This window comes from Pantoea sp. C1E2, assembly GCF_056491465.1.
Map to the genome: position 1 here is coordinate 3,247,945 of NZ_JBSZHT010000002.1, position 16,015 is coordinate 3,263,959.

The following is a 16,015-nucleotide window of genomic DNA, read 5'->3' on the forward strand; positions in this document are numbered from 1 at the left end:
ACCATAACTAACCCGCTGAATCTGTGCGCCTATTCATATTTGTGCAGAAGTGTAAAAATTCGTTTGCGCTTCTGACATTGCCATCAAAGCGTCACAAGGCGCGAAACGGTCGCCATGTTGCTGCATTAAGGTACGTAATGTATTGACGATTTCGCTGGTGCCGCATTGATCCATATAGCGGAACGGGCCGCCGAGAAAAGGCGGGAAACCGATGCCAAACACCGCTGCGATATCGCCATCCCGTGCGTGACGAATCACGGACTCATCGAGGCAACGTGCGGCCTCGTTCAGCATCATCATGACGCATCGTTGCGCGATCTGCTCTTCACTCTGCTTTGCCTGCGGTTTAACGTTAATCAGGCCATAGATTGAAGCATCCACTTTGCGTTTGCCCGGCCAGCGAGAGGTGTTGTAAAGGTAGAACCCTTTCTGGTTTTTGCGCCCTTTACGGCCATCAGCGAGGATGGCGTTGACCGCGTCGGGGGCGCTGAATCGCTCACCATACGCTTGCTGCAGAATCGGGCTGATTTTACTGCCGACATCAATCCCCACTTCATCCAGCAACTGCAATGGCCCAACCGGGAAACCGAACTTCACTAACGCACGATCGATATGATCCACTGGCTCACCTTCCAGCAAGCAGCGCATGGCTTCATTTATATAGGGCGCGAGAATGCGGTTGACGTAAAAACCGGGTTTATCGGCCACTACCACCGCTGTTTTGCCTTGCTGGCGCGCCAGCTGCACCGTGGTCGCGAGCGTTTCTACCGATGTGCCCGCATGCGGAATCACTTCCACCAGCGGCATTTTGTCCACCGGGCTGAAATAGTGCAGACCAATGACATTCTCAGGGCGCTGCGCGTTGGCAGCAATATCACCAATCGGTAACGATGAGGTGTTGGAAGCAAAGATGGTGTGCGGCTGACAGTGACTTTCAATATCCGCCACCATCTGCTGCTTCAGGGCCAGGTCCTCAAATACCGCTTCAATCACCAGATCGCGCTGGCTGTACCCCTGATAATCAATACCGCCGCTGATGCGCGCCATCTGTTGCTGGCGCTCGGCGGGTTTCAGCTGGCGCCGCTTCACTTTTTGACTCAGCAGATCCCAGCTGTACTGCAGCGCATGGTTCACACCATTGAGATTGACGTCTTTAATTCGCACCGGTAAACCGGCTTTCAGCGCCGTCACGCTGGCAATGCCTCCGCCCATTAATCCGCCACCGAGTACGCCGATGTGTTTCAATGCGCGCGGTTCAGCGTCGGCCACTGCTTCTTTCTTTATCGCGGTCGAGGCGAAAAACAGACTGCGCAGTGCCGCAGATTCAGGGGTCATCGCCAGCTGGCCGAAGGCGCGCGCCTCCGCCGCATGACCGGCGTGACTGCCCTGCTCCAACCCTGTGCGGACCACCTGCAGAATGCGATCCGCTGCCGGATAATTCCCCTGCGTTTTACTGTCGGTTTGGCGCTTTGCCATCGCGAATAACAGCGAGCGCGCCAGCGGTGCCTGCATCAGGCGATCGCGACGTGACAACTCACGGCGGACGACCTTTCCTTTATGCACCCGCGCAATCGCCGTTTCCAGCAAGATGGATTGTGGCACCGCATCGTCAACAATACCGAGTTTCAGCGCCTGTTTGGCGCGCAGCTGTTTACCGCTCAGAATCAGCGGTAGCGCCTGCGGCACCCCAATCAGTTTTGGCAGGCGCTGCGTCCCGCCTGAACCGGGTAACAAGCCCAACTGCACTTCTGGCAGCCCCAACCGGGTTTTATCATCCAGCGTGCAGATACGCGCGCTACAGGCCAGCGCCAACTCCAGTCCACCGCCGAGACAGGCGCCGTGAATTGCTGCAACCACCGGGAATGGCAGCGCCGCAATCTCCGCCATCACCTCTTGTCCCTGACGCGCTAAGGCTTCCGCTTCTTCTGCCGTCTGGCAGTTGGCGATCATGCTGATATCCGCGCCGGCGACAAAGTTATCGCTTTTACCAGAAATCAGCACCAATCCCGCCAGCTTCGGATTGCTGCGCGCTTCAGCCAGCACCGCTTTTATTTGTGGGACAAACTCCGCTTTTAGCGTGTTCATCTTTTCGCCCGGCACGTCGATGGTGATGATGCCGACATGATCGAGGCGCATGTGTAAATGGAATGCAGATGCGCTCATTATTCAGCCTCCAGAACCATTGCGCTGCCTAATCCGCCCGCTGCACAGGCGGTCACCAGTCCTAATCCGCCGCCGCGCCGCCGCAACTCATGCAGAGTTTGGGTGATCATGCGCGCGCCGGTGGCAGCAAACGGATGGCCGTAAGCAATCGAACCGCCCAGCACATTGAAGCGCTCTTCATTCACTTCACCCAGCGCATGCGGGCGATTCAGTACTTCGCGCGCAAAGCGTTCATCGCGGAACATTTTCAGGTTCGCTAGCGTCTGCGCGGCAAAAGCTTCATGCATATCGATCAGCGTGAGGTCGTTGAGTGTGATGCCGGCGCGATCCAGCGCCAGCGGTGAGGCATAAGCGGGACCCAGCAACATATCCTGCCAGACATCAATCGCGGTAAACGCGTAGCTACGCAGATAGCCAAGCGGGGTAATCCCCAGCTCTCTTGCACGCCCTTCACGCATCAAAATCACCGCGGCCGCGCCATCGGTTAGTGGCGTGCTGTTGGCAGCCGTGACTGAACCGTGGCGGCGATCAAAGGCCGGTCGCAGTTTGGCGTAATCGCTGGCGCTGGCGTTAAAGCGGATGTTGTTGTCCTGCTCAATCGGTGCTTTCCATGGCGGTACAAAGGCCGCCATCACTTCCTGCGCCAGAACGCCTGACTGCCAGGCACGCGCCGCATGCTGATGCGAGCGCAACGCCAGGGCATCTTGCTGTTCACGCGTGATGCCATGGGTTTTCGCCATCTGCTCGGCGGTGTCTCCCATACGCAAACCGGTAGAATACTCCGCCACCGCAGGGGCCACTGGCAACAGATCGCGCGGGCGCAGGCGACGCAGAATTTGCAGCTTTTTGCTGAAGGTGCGCGCTTTGTTCAGATCAACCAGCGCACGCGCCAGCGCTTTACTGACACCTATCGGCAGCACCGAAGAGGAGTCTGCGCCACCGGCAATGCCGGCATCAATGGTGCCCGCCATCAGACTCTCTGCCACGTTTGCGACGGCTTGAAAACTGGTGGCACAGGCGCGACTGACGCTGTAGGCATCGGTGTGCACGCTCAATCCGCTGCTCAGCACGATTTCGCGCGCAATATTGGGCGCTTCCGGCATTTGCACCACCTGGCCAAATACCAGTTGATCGATAACGTCGACCGGCAATTCGCTGCGCGCCATCAGTTCGGACACCACCATGCGCCCTAATTCCAGCGCCGTGATGCCATGAAAATCACTCGCCTGACGGGCGAAAGGGGTGCGTAATCCATGGGTTATGGCGATACGTTCGCCCTGACGCGTCAGCAGCGGCTGCGCTTTGCTCATTGCACTCACCTGTAATTTACGACCGTTGCATCATTGCCAAACAGGTCTGACCTGATCATCAGTGTTAACCAGGTGCCGCTAAGTCGCCAATAACAGAAGAAAAAAAGTGAGAGGGAAGACACGAAAAAGAGAAAACGCTGCCGAAAGGGCTTCCGGCAGCGACAGGATTAGCGTAAGCCGAGTTGAAAAATGAAGGTCTCAGCCTGGCAGGCAAAAGTGAAATCAACATTCAGGCGTACGCCTGGGGCTTCTTCAACGAATTCTGCATTAATCTCGCAAGGCTCGGATTCAACCTGACGCGCTTTATCCGTTAAGTGCTTCAGCATCGCTTCAGCCGCATGACGATCGGCAAACACGCCCGACCAGCTGGCAGTGCAATCGGTATTGTCCATCACGGTGCCGACATCCACGCAACAGCAAGCTGCCGTTTCAGTCGCACTGCATTTTTTAATGGCATCAGTCATTGTTCTCTCCTGACGATAAATCGACACAATCGGATCATTTTCTGACGCAAAGTGTACGCCCCGCGCGGCCTGGCTTCTATCTTCCTGCGGCTAAGTGACGAATATCACACTAAAAATTGATCCAGAACAAATTTGACCGCTATGCTAGATGAGCTTCGACAAGATTTTGTTAAGCAGATCTGATTTTATCGATCAAATCGGAAATATTTAAAAAACATTATTGCAACAAATACACAGGTCAGACCTATACTCGTCGCACTGGTCTGATATGTGCCTTTGTCATCAGTCCCTACAATCCGCCGTCCTTTGTTACGCGACGTAACAACGTTTAATAATAAATCTAGATGAGGTTGTGGTCATGAACCATAAGAACCTGTTTGCAAAGTCAGCTGTGGCAGCTGCAGTGGCGCTTATCTCTTCCCAGGTTTACGCCGCTGGCTTTCAACTTAATGAATTTTCAGCAATTGGTTTAGGTCGTGCATATTCGGGTGAAGGTGCGATGGGCGATACCGCTGCCTCCGCTAGCCGCAACCCAGCGACCATGGCATTGATGGATCGCCCTTCGTTCTCCATCGGTGCTGTTTATATTGATCCTGAAGTGGATATCAGCGGCCAGAGCCCCACCGGCAACAGTCTGAATGCGAAAAACATCGCACCGAATCAGTGGATCCCTAACCTCCATTACGTTCATCCGATTAACGATCAATGGTGGGTAGGCGCATCCGTCACCTCCAACTATGGTCTGGCGACGGAATTTAATGATGGTTACACCGCTGGCGGATACGGTGGCAAAACCGACCTGATGACCGGTAACTTTAACCTTAGCACCGCTTATCGTTTGAATGAGCACTTCAGCTTCGGTGTCGGCTTTGATGCGGTTTACGCCAAAGCGAAAATCGAGCGTTATGCAGGTGAAGCGGGCGCGCGTGTCGGCATGCCATCCGATACTCAGGTTGCCCATCTGAAAGGTGATGAATGGGGCTATGGCTGGAACGCCGGCATCCTGTATGAAGTGGATAAAAACAACCGCTTCGGCTTCACCTATCGTTCCGAAGTAAAAATCGACTTTGACGGCGATTATAAGAGCAGCATCCCAACCGCTTACAATGGTACACCGCAGGCGATTGCCTTAGGTCTGCCATACGGTACCAGCGGCCAGACCATTCCGGGTTCACTCACGCTGAACCTGCCAGAGATGTGGGAAGTGTCGGGCTGGCATAAAGTCGCTCCGCAGTGGGCCGTGCACTACAGCCTGACCTACACCAGCTGGAGCCAGTTCCAGGAGCTGAAGGCCACCGGCAGCAACGGTCAGACGCTGTTTTATAAAGATGAAGGCTTCAAGGATGCGTATCGCATCGCGCTGGGTACCACCTACTTCTACGACGATAACTGGACTTTCCGTACCGGTATCGCGTTTGATGACAGCCCGGTTCCCGCCGACAAACGCTCTATCTCAATTCCAGACCAGGATCGTCTGTGGCTGAGTGCCGGTGCTTCTTACGCCTTCAATGAAGATGCGTCAGTCGACCTCGGTATCTCTTACATGCACGGACAGAAAGTCACGGTGAAAGAAGGTCCTTACACCTTTAACTCCGAAGGTAAAGCCTGGCTGTACGGCGCGAACTTTAACTACAAGTTTTGATGCTGAAAACAGTGTGAAAAACGGCGACAGTGATGTCGCCGTTTTTTATTGCCGACGCGACACCGGCCAGTGTTCTGCCAGAAAATCGATAAAACAACGTACGCGCGGTGATAGATAGCGCCCAGGCCAGATGGCCGAAAAACCGCTTTCGCGGATGCAGCTTCCCGGCAATACTTCAACCAGCCTGCCTTGATCCAATAGATCCCACACCACGAAATCCGGCACATAGCTGATCCCCATTCCGGCCAGCGTGCTCTGCACCATCGCTTCAATGTTATTCACGGTCAGTGTTTTCAGCGGCTGGAAATCCCCCGTAACACGCAGATCGTTTAGTTCCCAGTGTTGAATCAAGCCCGTTGCTGGAAAGCGGAACAGGATGCAGTGATGCGTGATCAGCGCTGCGCTGGATAAGGGTACACCACGCGCGGCGAGGTAGCCGGAACTGGCACACAACACGAAGCGGAAAGGTCCCAACGCTCGCGCCTGTAGCCGGGAATCCTGCATTTCGCCGCTGCGAATCGCCACGTCGAATCCTTCATCGATCACATTGACCAAACGGTCACTGAAATCACAATCCAGTTCAACATCAGGATAAAGCTGACTAAATCGTGGCAACAGAGGCGTAATGAGTCGATATCCCACCACCGGCAGTGACACGTGCAGTTTACCGCTCGGATGCGCCACCGCTTGAGTTATCTCCGCCTCAACGTCACGCAGCTGTTCGAGGATCGGGCGCGTGCGCGTCAGAAGCAATACGCCTTCAGCCGTCAAACTCACGCTGCGTGTGCTGCGGTTGAACAACCGCACGCCCAGTTGCTGTTCAAGCCGGGCGACATTTTTACCCACCGCCGAGGCCGAAATTCCCAGCAGCTGAGCCGCCTGCACAAAACTGAGTGTTTCAGCCGTGCGCACGAACGAGGTTAACGCGGTAAGACTGTCCATGATAATAAACCTTTCATCCGCAAAGTATGGAGCTTCAACCCATTTATCATCTTTTATATCCTCAATAATATGCGGCGTCATCTATTCCACTCTTTGCGAGACAATCGATGGCGGAAATCACCACTTCCTCAGTTTCAGGCGTCACAATCAGCGCAACCCTGGCCATTTTGCTGGCTGCGCTGTTGCTCCCCTTGAGTTTTACCGGCGGCGTTGTCACCACTCCCGCCATCAGCCAGGCATTGCACGGCGGGCCACTGTCGCTGGCGTGGTTAACCAACGGTTTTATGTTGACCTTCGGTAGCGGCTTGCTGGCGGCGGGCGTAGCGGCAGACAAACTGCGTTACAAGCGGGTGTTCATCGCAGGGCTGGCTCTTTTCTCCCTCAGCTCATTGCTGGTTGCCCTGACAGAAAGCACGTTTACCCTCGGCATTTATCGTGCATTACAGGGCATTGCCGCGGCACTCACGCTGGCCGGCGGAGCAACGGCACTGGCCCATCTTTACAGTGGACCGGCACGCACGCGGGCATTCAGTTTGCTCGGTACGCTGTTTGGCGTCGGGCTGGCGTTTGGTCCACTGTTAATGGGCGTGATAACCGATGCGCTCAGCTGGCGTTGGGTGTATGCGCTGCTGTCCGCCCTGGCGGCCATCGTGGGTTTGGTGGGCCAGTTCAGTGTTGTCTCCGCGCCAGCGGCACATTCCCCATCGGCAGATATTCGCGGCACGGCACTGTTTAGTCTCGCTCTCCTTGCCCTCACCACCACGCTGATCCTGTTACCTCAGTATGGGGTATCATCCTCAGCCGCGATCGTCGGCATTGTCGTGACGTTGCTGGCGAGTTGGCGCTTCATTCGCCATACGCAGCGTATCGCCCATCCCGTGTTTAGCCTGGCATTGCTGCGACAGCCGCACTTTGCTGGGGTGTTGCTGTTGCCTGTGGCCACCTGCTATTGCTATGTGGTTTTGCTAATTGTTATCCCGCTTTTTTTAATGGGCGCACGCAATCTCAGCAAAACCCAGAGCGCAATTATTTTGCTGTCTCTGACGGCCCCGATGTTGCTCTTCCCGGGCGTTGCGGCTGGATTAACACGTTGGTTTGACGCGGGTAAAATCTCGGTGGCAGGCCTGTTATTGGCCACGCTGGGATTGGTCGGCATGGCGTATGCCATCACCCTGAATGAACTGACTCTACTTGCCGTTTCCATGGCCATTACCGGTGCGGGAGCCGCCTTGCCGTGGGGATTAATGGATGGCCTCGCCGTCTCGGCGGTATCCGTAGATCGTGCGGGCATGGCGGCGGGATTGTTTAATACGGTGCGCGTGGCCGGAGAAGGCATTGCTTTGGCGATCGTTATGGCGCTGCTGGCACTGCTCAATCGCTTGGGTTTACAGCAGCGCTTACCTGACGTGGATGGCGTCACGCGTGACAACGCTGCCGTGTGGTTATCCGGAAGTCATATTCATCAAGCACAGGAATTACTGCCGCAGATTTCCGCATCGCTGCTGAGACTCAACGTGCAGCATGCGTATCAGATACTGCTTTATGGCCTGGCAGCCATCACATTCGGATGCGCGATCGTGGTGGGGATTTTGCTCAAGCAGCCCGTCAAGCAGGGATAAAACAATGGCGGCTAAGAAAGCCGCCATTCAATTTTACTGCGAATCGATGTCCTTCAAATCATCCTGAATCGCACTGGCGTTCGGATTCTCTTCCGGTTTCAACTTACCGCCGTTGGCGAGGAAATCATTGCGCTGGAAGTAGGCGTTACGAATAAACGCATACGGATCCTGCTGCTGTTTCAGGATGGCATCAGAATCCAACAACTGTGCACGTGTTTCCACACCCTCAATCGTCCACTTACCGATCGACATCGGCCAGGTGAGCCAGCTCAGCACCGGGTAAAGCGTATCGACATAGTCGCCGCCATCCTGACGCACTGTGAAGCTACCGTAACCCGGTAATACCACATACGGACCGTAACCCACACCGTAACGACCCAGCGTGCTGCCGAAGTGGTGCGGAACTTCTCGCGCCAGTTCAGGATTCGCTTTACCCGCCACATCAATAAACCCGCCCAAGCCCAATACGGTATTGAGGAAGAAACGTGTGAAGTGGATACCCGCCTGGCGCGGTTCACCGACCAGAATCGAGTTCAGCATGCTGGCAGGTTCATCCAGGTTGCCAAGGAAGTTACTCATACCACTGCGCGCAGGCACCGGCACGTAATCGCGCCAGGCAACCGCCACCGGGCGTACCACATAAGGATCCAGCACATTCATGTTGAAGTTAAACATGGTGCGGTTAAAGCCTTCGAGCGGATCGCTACGCTGGGCAGGCTGCGTCGGATCGGCCGGTTTTGAACTGGCACAACCCACCAGCAGCAAGCTGGCCAGCGCCAGACCGGTCAGGCGGTTATTCATTCTTATCTCCCTGTGCGGTTGAAATAGGTATCGCTTCAGGGCTGCTGTTGATTAATCTCCACAGCCAGTTGCTGATGACCATCCCAGGGGGTAACCGCGCTCAAGCCAAACCAGTCACCCGACTGAGGATTGGCGCTACCATCGCGCGAAATACGCACCCTGACCTGCACCTGATGCTGCGCCGAAAGCAGTCGGTCTGGCATCATGGCATTACTGTCATCCAGCGTGAGCGATAACGGGAAGTGGCTCAGCGGTAAACGCTTCACAGCCACAGGCACCGGTGAAGCACCGTCAGACACAGAAATATACAACACTCCGCCTTGCGGTAACATTTTTTCTGCCTGCGGAGCTAAACCCACCGTCAATGCCAGATGACTATTTTGCTGTCCCGCGTCAGTTTTCGCTTGTTCAATGCTGCGCTCTATAATGGTAATACGCTTGTCACCCGCCGGTAATAGCTTCAGCATTACCTGCCAGGCGCCAATCGCTTGATCGTACTGCTGCTGCTCAAAAGCATTAAATGCTAACAAGCTCAGCGTGCGCACGTTGCTGTGGTCGCGTTTCAACAGATCTTTCAGCATCACATTGGCCTGGCGATTGTCCTGCGGATCGCTGGATCGCGTGAGCACTTCGGCATAATCCTGCTGCAACTCCAGATTGTTCGGCGCCAGTTGCAGCGCACGTTCGAATGCCTGGCTGGCATTAGTGGCGTTGTTCAGCACCATGCCCAGGCGGCCCAGCATCGTCCAGTCATTAAGGTTCTGCGGATCGTCTTGCAAAGAAGTGCGCAACCCTAATTGTAGGCGAGCCAGCTCTTCCATGGTTAACGGTGCTGCTTTGGGATCCATCACGCGGGCACGCAGTTGAGGATACTCCTGCTGCACGCTGACCCAACCCGCCAGTTGCGCCAGGCCACCGGTTTTCAGGTAAAAACCCACTGATACCAGAATCAATACAATCAGTCCCGGCAGCAGCACCCAACGGCTACTGTTATGGATGCGAGCCGCGTGCTCGTTCGGCACATCGGTGAGCAGCGTTTGTTGCAGTTCACGCACCATCTCCGGGCGCTCTGCAACCACGCCTTCCTCTTCATCACGCGCTAATTCGCGCAGGCGCTGCTGGTAGAAATCGGTATTCAGACGATCGCGATCGCCGCTAGTGGCTTGACGTTGACGCCAGCCTGCACTGAGAAACAGCGCCGAGGCCGCCACCAGCAAAATAATCAGGGTAATCCAGAATCCAGTCATTACGGCTTCCCGTCACGCTTTAAAATTGCCGCAAGGCGTTGTTGTTCATCGTCGTCAAGATCGCTACGGGCTTTCCCCCGGCGATTGCGCAGAATAATAATCAGCGCACCGAGCACCACGAACAGCGCGGGCCCAACCCACAGAATCAGCGTTGAAGGCGTCACCGGCGGTTCATAGGTCACGAAGTTGCCGTAGCGCGCCACCATATAATCGATGATCTGCTGCCGGCTTTGGCCTTGCTTCATCAACTCATACACTTTCAGGCGCATGTCCGCAGCGATCATTGCGTTGGAGTCGGCAATGCTGTTGTTCTGACACTTAGGGCAGCGCAGTGAGCCGGTGAGATCGCGGTATTGCTCTTCCTGCTGCACCGAATCGAACTGATAGGTATCGATGGCTGCCCACAGGCTGGTGCTGAGCAGAATACCCGCCACTAACAAAAGCAGTCGTTTCACGCGCCCGCCCCTTTACTGTATTTGTCCCACAGCGGTTTGACTTCTTCGTTCCACACGCGGTCGTTCATGTCACCCGCGTGGCGGTAACGGATAATGCCGTGACCGTCGATCAGGAAGGTTTCCGGTGCACCGTAGACGCCGAGATCCAGACCTAACATGCCGTCACCGTCATACAGGCTTAGCGCATAAGGGTTGCCCAGCGTGTTTAGCCAGGTGACCGCTTTGGTGCGATCGTCTTTGTAATTCAGCCCGACTACGCGGATGCCCTTCTCGGCCAGCGTGTTGAGATATTGATGTTCCGCACGACAGGTTGGGCACCAGGTGGCCCAGACGTTCAGCAAAATCGGCTTACCATCGTTCAGCACTTGCTGATCGTAGATTTTGCCTGGCTTATCGAGCGCTTCCAGTTTGAATACCGGCACCGGCTTACCAATCAATGCCGATTCCAGACGCGTCGGATCGTCACCGTTGGCGTTGCGTGACAGCTGCGACAACAGCGCCGCCGCCAGCAGTAAAAACAGCACTAACGGGATGAACAGGATCTTCTTACTCATACCAGTTCCTCCTGCTGCGCTTTTTTACGCGAGCGGTAACGTGGATCCAGCAAACACAGCAGGCCGCCGAACGCCATAAACACGCCACCGAACCAGATCCAGCGCACAAACGGTTTGTAATAGATGCGCACTGCCCATGAACCGTCATCCAGTTCTTCGCCGAGTGCCGCATAGAGATCACGCGTGAAGCCCCCGCTGATCGCCGCTTCAGTCATCATGGTACGTGCCGCAGTATAGAAGCGCTTCTCCGCATGCAGCACGGCTTCAAACTTGCCGTCGCGCGTGACGTCAATAATCGCCACACCGCCGCTGTAGTTTGGCCCTTGCAGGTTGTGTACATCGCGGAAGATAAAGTGATAGTTGTGGATATCCACGGTATCGCCCGACTTCATGCGCACATCACGTTCGACGCTGTACTGCGTGCTGAAGGCGATGCCCACCACGGTCACGGCTACGCCTAGATGACCCAGCACCATTCCCCAATGGCTGCGCGTTAAATGGCGCAGACCTTTGAAGAAGCTATGGCGATGAGTGGCGCGTTCATGCAGTTCCATCAACGTCAGCAGAATGACCCAGATCGCCATCAGCAGGCCAATCACCGTCATCGCTTCAATGCGATCCTGCAGTAGCCACGGCAGCGCGATCGACAGGATCAAGGTCACCAGTAAACCGACACCCAGGCGTTTCCACAACTTTTGCGGCTCATCACGGCGCCAGCGCACCAGCGGCCCGATGCCGAGCATCAGCGCGAACGGTGCCATCAGCCAGGTAAACATGGTGTTGAAGAACGGTTCGCCGACAGAAATGCTGCCCAAACCAAGCTGCTTGTGCACCAGCGGCAACAGCGTGCCCAGCAGCACCACCAGCATCGCCGCGATTAACAGCACGTTATTACCCAGCAGGAAGGATTCACGTGACCAGGCTTCGCTTTGCACGCGGCTGCGCACCTTGCCGCCTTTAATCGCATAAAGCAGCAGTGAGCTGCCAATCACGATCACCAGGAAGGCGAGAATAAACATGCCACGCGCCGGATCGGAGGCAAACGAGTGCACCGATACCAGTACGCCAGAACGCACCAGGAAGGTGCCCAACAGGCTTAATGAAAATGCCGTGATCGCCAGCAGCACCGTCCAGGATTTGAAGCTGCCGCGTTTTTCCGTTACCGCCAGCGAGTGCATCAACGCCGTACCGGCCAGCCATGGCATGAAGGAGGCATTCTCTACCGGATCCCAGAACCACCAGCCGCCCCAGCCCAGTTCGTAATAGGCCCACGCCGAACCGAGTACGATACCAATCGTCAGGAAAACCCAGGCCGCCGTAGTCCACGGGCGTGACCAGCGCGCCCATGCGGTATCGAGACGCCCAGCCATCAATGAAGCGATAGCAAACGCAAAGGCCACAGAGAAACCGACATAACCCATATAGAGCAGTGGCGGATGGAAAATCAGCCCGATATCCTGCAGCATCGGATTGAGGTCGCTGCCATCAATCGGGAAGTTTGGCAGGGTTCGGGTAAACGGATTAGAGGTCAGCGTAATAAACAGCAGGAAGCCGAGATTGATCATCCCCATCACAGACAGTACGCGCGCCAGCGCATCCTGCGGCATACCACGACTGAAAATCGCGACCGCTACCGTCCAGGTGCTGAGCAACAACACCCACAGCAGCAGTGAACCTTCATGCGCGCCCCAGGTGGCTGCGATGCGGTAGTAAACCGGCAGCAAGGTGTTGGAGTTGGTGGCGACATAGGCCACGCTGAAATCATTAACGATAAACGCATGCACTAATAACACGAAGGCGGCAACGATACAGGCAAACATGCCCCACGCCAGCGGGCGTGCCATTGCCATGAGACGTGCATCCTGGCGCGTTGCGCCCCACAACGGATAAATACTTAACAGCAGCGCGAGGCCCAGCGCGAGGCAGAGCAGAAAGCTGCCAATTTCCGGCATCATGATTGAGCACCTGCCTGCTGATAAGTCGCTGCAGGTCCTGTGTGGTTTTTCTTCATCGCATCTTCAATTTCTGGCGGCGTGTATTTTTCGTCATGTTTTGCCAGTACTTCTTTGGCATTAACCAGATTGCCGCTTTCCAGCACGCCCTGCGCCACGACGCCCTGCCCTTCGCGGAACAGGTCCGGCAAGATGCCTTCGTAACTCACGCTGATCACGCCATTGGCGTCATACAGTTTGAAAGAGACCGCGAGGGTTTTCGGATCGCGCTTCACGCTGCCCGGCATCACCATGCCGCCGACGCGCAGGCGCTGACCGGTTTCCGGCATCTGGTGCGCCTCACCTTTGCCGTACAAAATTTCACTCGGGGTATAAAACAGATCGATGTTGGAACGCAGCGCGTACATCACTAGCGTCGTGGCCAGGCCTAAGCCCACCAGGATCGCTACCACCACATACAGGCGGTTACGACGGCGGATATTCACACGGATTCTCCTGCTGCTTCACTGGCAGCTTTTTTCGACTTGGCCGCGCGGATGCGGCGCTCCCTGGATTGACGCTGGCGAATTTCAGCCAGCAAACGGCGCCGGAACAGCACAGTGTGCAGCACCAGTCCGAACAAAGGGATTAAGGTGAGGATAACGGCGAGCCAGACATAAAAGGCATAACCGCCCATAGCGAAGAAATCGCTCCAGGATGAGAAGGCTGGCGTCATGCTTTGCGCCCTCCCTGAGCCACATCAATCGCCCATGGACGATGACGCTCGCTGAATAGGATCAGATTACGCAGGCGCATCAGCGTCAGCGCCCCAAACACCAGCAGATAACCGAGGATGGCCCAACGCAGCGGGGTCCGCATGCTTGGCGCAATCGCCTGCTGCAGAATGCCGGACGATCCCTGGTGCAGCGTGTTCCACCACTGCACTGAGAAGTGAATAATCGGTAGATTCACCACGCCAACCAGAATCAGGATACCGGCAGCGCGACCGGCGGTGCGGCGATCTTCAAAGGAGTGATAGAGCGCGATTACGCCCATATAGATGAACAGCAGCACCAGCTCCGATGTCAGGCGGGCATCCCAAATCCACCAGGTGCCCCACATTGGCTTGCCCCAGGCGGAGCCGGTGATCAGCGCGATAAAGGTAAACACCGCGCCAATGGGCGCCATCGCTGCCGAAACTAAATCCGCCATCTTCATCTGCCACACCAGGCCGATAAACGCGGCAATCGCCATGGAAGCGTAAACGCCCATTGACCACATCGCTGCTGGCACGTGAATGTACATAATACGGAAGCTGTTGCCTTGCTGATAATCAGCCGGTGCAAAGCCAAAGCCCCACACCCAACCGAGCAGCAGCGTTGCCACGCCAAGCACGGCGAACCACGGAATTAAGCGACCGCATAGCTGGTAAAGCCGCTCAGGCTTTGCCCACTGGTGTAACCATTTCCACATTTGCATAGCTCACAATAAAAAAGAATTCGGATACCGGCGGCTCTGGGGCAGCACGGATTAATGCAGACTAATGCGCAAAGCCGCAGCAGTTGCGAACGGCGAAAGTGTTGCGCTCACTGCCAGCATCGCGCCAAGAATTGCCAGATAGCCTCCGATCGGCAATCCCTGACCGGCGGCATCAATCGCCGCGCTGGCAAAGATCAGAACAGGTATCGACAACGGCAATACCAGTAAACTCAGAAGTACGCCGCCACGCCGCAGCCCAACGGTCAATCCGGTGCCAATTGCACCGAGAAAACTCAAGGTGGGCGTGCCGAGCAATAGCGTCAGCGCCATCGCACGCCAGCCGGGAAAATCCAGTGACAGCAGGAGTGCCGCCAGCGGCGACAGCAAAATCAGTGGCAGACCGGTGATTAGCCAGTGGGCAATCACTTTTCCCAGCACCGTGAGGGGTAATGGCGTGGGCAGTAAAAGTAGTTGCTCCAGCGAACCATCCAGAAAATCGTCACGAAACAGACGTTCCAGAGCCAGCAAAGAGGCTAATAACGCGGCGACCCACGCAATCCCCGGCGCAATGCGCGCCAGCTGTTGGGGATCCGGCCCGATACCTAACGGAAACAGCGTGATAACAATCAGGAAAAACCACAGCGGATTAATCACCTCGGCACCACTACGGAAGGCAATTTTCAATTCGCGCTGAATCACCCGACCTAACATTATGCCCACTCCGACGTCAGACGAATTTTGCGCACGCGGCCACCCTCACCGGGCAAATCCTGATGGGTGGTCAAAATCACTGCGCCTCCGTTATCGGCATGTTCAGCGAAACGCGCCATTAATTTTTCCACGCCGCCTTTATCAATCGCCGTGAGCGGTTCATCCAGGATCCAGATCTTTGCCGGGCTGAGCCACAGGCGAGCAAGGGCCACGCGTCGTTGCTGTCCTGCGGACAATTGCGCAACGGGCACCTCTTCATAACCCAGCAAATTAACCTGCTCAAGTGCGTCGAAAATCACTTCTTCATCACGATCGCCGTGCCAAAAATGCAGGTTTTCCAGTGGTGAGAGTACCGACTTCACGCCAGGATGATGGCCGAGATAGAGCAAGTTTTGGTGCCATATTTCGCGCTGCTGTCGAACCGGCTGCGATTGCCACATCACTTCGCCCTCTTCTGCCCGGCTTAATCCGGCCAGCAAGCGCAGCAGTGAGGTTTTTCCTGCCCCGTTAGGGCCTTCAATTTGCACAATGTCACCCGGTTGCACATGGAAGCTCAGCCCATGGAACAGGGTTCGCTCATCACGAACGCATGAGAGATTAATGACTTCGAGCATGAAAGAGGGAATCGCAGCAGTGAAAAGAGGCGGGGATAATACCACAATGAATCTGTGGGCCGAAGTCTGTGAGGTAGCTCTCA

At 55.8% G+C, this 16,015-nt stretch carries 16 protein-coding genes; 2 read left to right on the forward strand and 14 right to left on the reverse strand.

Annotation, left to right across the window (positions count from 1 at the left end):
• Window positions 1-33: 33 nt before the first annotated feature.
• The 3 genes from fadJ to ACXI0A_RS15535 all read right to left on the reverse strand — a co-directional run bounded on the left by fadJ (window position 34) and on the right by ACXI0A_RS15535 (window position 3,937).
• Window positions 34-2,163 carry a fatty acid oxidation complex subunit alpha FadJ gene (gene fadJ, locus ACXI0A_RS15525; RefSeq protein WP_479485265.1) on the reverse strand — a complete coding sequence of 710 codons (2,130 nt, stop codon included), beginning with the start codon at window positions 2,161-2,163 and terminating at the stop codon, window positions 34-36.
• Complete coding sequence (gene fadI, locus ACXI0A_RS15530) at window positions 2,163-3,473, reverse strand: acetyl-CoA C-acyltransferase FadI (RefSeq protein ID WP_476147866.1); 1,311 nt, start codon at window positions 3,471-3,473, stop codon at window positions 2,163-2,165. The genes fadJ and fadI overlap by 1 nt, the downstream gene beginning before the upstream one ends.
• 167 nt (window positions 3,474-3,640) lie before the next feature.
• A complete protein-coding gene (locus ACXI0A_RS15535) occupies window positions 3,641-3,937 on the reverse strand; it encodes a YfcZ/YiiS family protein (protein ID WP_200569110.1) in 297 nt (98 codons plus the stop codon).
• Between the two features lie 358 nt (window positions 3,938-4,295).
• Between ACXI0A_RS15535 and fadL the strand changes: the two genes are divergently transcribed.
• Complete coding sequence (gene fadL / locus ACXI0A_RS15540; RefSeq protein ID WP_476147863.1) at window positions 4,296-5,579, forward strand: long-chain fatty acid transporter FadL; 1,284 nt, start codon at window positions 4,296-4,298, stop codon at window positions 5,577-5,579.
• A gap of 45 nt (window positions 5,580-5,624) precedes the next feature.
• Here fadL and ACXI0A_RS15545 read toward each other — a convergent pair whose 3' ends face one another.
• The gene (locus ACXI0A_RS15545) at window positions 5,625-6,521 is read right to left on the reverse strand and encodes a LysR substrate-binding domain-containing protein (RefSeq protein ID WP_476147861.1); all 897 of its coding nucleotides are present in this window, start codon (window positions 6,519-6,521) and stop codon (window positions 5,625-5,627) included.
• A gap of 107 nt (window positions 6,522-6,628) precedes the next feature.
• Here ACXI0A_RS15545 and ACXI0A_RS15550 point away from each other — a divergent pair, with 107 nt between their 5' ends.
• Window positions 6,629-8,140 carry an MFS transporter gene (locus ACXI0A_RS15550; RefSeq protein WP_476147859.1) on the forward strand — a complete coding sequence of 504 codons (1,512 nt, stop codon included), beginning with the start codon at window positions 6,629-6,631 and terminating at the stop codon, window positions 8,138-8,140.
• 33 nt (window positions 8,141-8,173) lie between these two features.
• Here ACXI0A_RS15550 and mlaA read toward each other — a convergent pair whose 3' ends face one another.
• Genes mlaA through ccmA form a run of 10 tightly spaced genes read right to left on the reverse strand, consistent with a single transcriptional unit; the run spans window position 8,174 to window position 15,932 of the window.
• Entirely contained in the window at window positions 8,174-8,941 is a 768-nt protein-coding gene (mlaA, locus tag ACXI0A_RS15555) for a phospholipid-binding lipoprotein MlaA (protein WP_224930893.1), read from the reverse strand.
• 35 nt (window positions 8,942-8,976) lie between these two features.
• Window positions 8,977-10,188 (reverse strand): c-type cytochrome biogenesis protein CcmI, encoded by a 1,212-nt coding sequence (ccmI, locus tag ACXI0A_RS15560; RefSeq protein ID WP_476147857.1) that lies wholly within the window; start codon window positions 10,186-10,188, stop codon window positions 8,977-8,979.
• Window positions 10,188-10,643: a cytochrome c-type biogenesis protein gene (locus ACXI0A_RS15565; RefSeq protein WP_224930887.1), complete on the reverse strand. Its 456-nt coding sequence runs from the start codon at window positions 10,641-10,643 to the stop codon at window positions 10,188-10,190. Before ACXI0A_RS15565 ends, ccmI begins: the two co-directional genes overlap by 1 nt.
• The gene (locus tag ACXI0A_RS15570) at window positions 10,640-11,197 is read right to left on the reverse strand and encodes a DsbE family thiol:disulfide interchange protein (RefSeq protein ID WP_200539194.1); all 558 of its coding nucleotides are present in this window, start codon (window positions 11,195-11,197) and stop codon (window positions 10,640-10,642) included. Before ACXI0A_RS15570 ends, ACXI0A_RS15565 begins: the two co-directional genes overlap by 4 nt.
• The gene (locus ACXI0A_RS15575; RefSeq protein ID WP_476147853.1) at window positions 11,194-13,152 is read right to left on the reverse strand and encodes a heme lyase CcmF/NrfE family subunit; all 1,959 of its coding nucleotides are present in this window, start codon (window positions 13,150-13,152) and stop codon (window positions 11,194-11,196) included. Before ACXI0A_RS15575 ends, ACXI0A_RS15570 begins: the two co-directional genes overlap by 4 nt.
• Window positions 13,149-13,634, reverse strand: coding sequence for a cytochrome c maturation protein CcmE (ccmE, locus tag ACXI0A_RS15580; protein WP_476147851.1), 486 nt, complete (start codon window positions 13,632-13,634; stop codon window positions 13,149-13,151). The genes ACXI0A_RS15575 and ccmE overlap by 4 nt, the downstream gene beginning before the upstream one ends.
• Window positions 13,631-13,864, reverse strand: coding sequence for a heme exporter protein CcmD (gene ccmD, locus ACXI0A_RS15585; protein ID WP_039335142.1), 234 nt, complete (start codon window positions 13,862-13,864; stop codon window positions 13,631-13,633). Before ccmD ends, ccmE begins: the two co-directional genes overlap by 4 nt.
• Window positions 13,861-14,601, reverse strand: coding sequence for a heme ABC transporter permease (locus ACXI0A_RS15590; RefSeq protein WP_224930875.1), 741 nt, complete (start codon window positions 14,599-14,601; stop codon window positions 13,861-13,863). Before ACXI0A_RS15590 ends, ccmD begins: the two co-directional genes overlap by 4 nt.
• Before the next feature lie 57 nt (window positions 14,602-14,658).
• A complete protein-coding gene (gene ccmB, locus ACXI0A_RS15595) occupies window positions 14,659-15,318 on the reverse strand; it encodes a heme exporter protein CcmB (RefSeq protein ID WP_476147848.1) in 660 nt (219 codons plus the stop codon).
• Window positions 15,318-15,932 (reverse strand): cytochrome c biogenesis heme-transporting ATPase CcmA, encoded by a 615-nt coding sequence (gene ccmA, locus ACXI0A_RS15600; RefSeq protein ID WP_224930872.1) that lies wholly within the window; start codon window positions 15,930-15,932, stop codon window positions 15,318-15,320. The genes ccmB and ccmA overlap by 1 nt, the downstream gene beginning before the upstream one ends.
• Window positions 15,933-16,015: the final 83 nt, after the last annotated feature.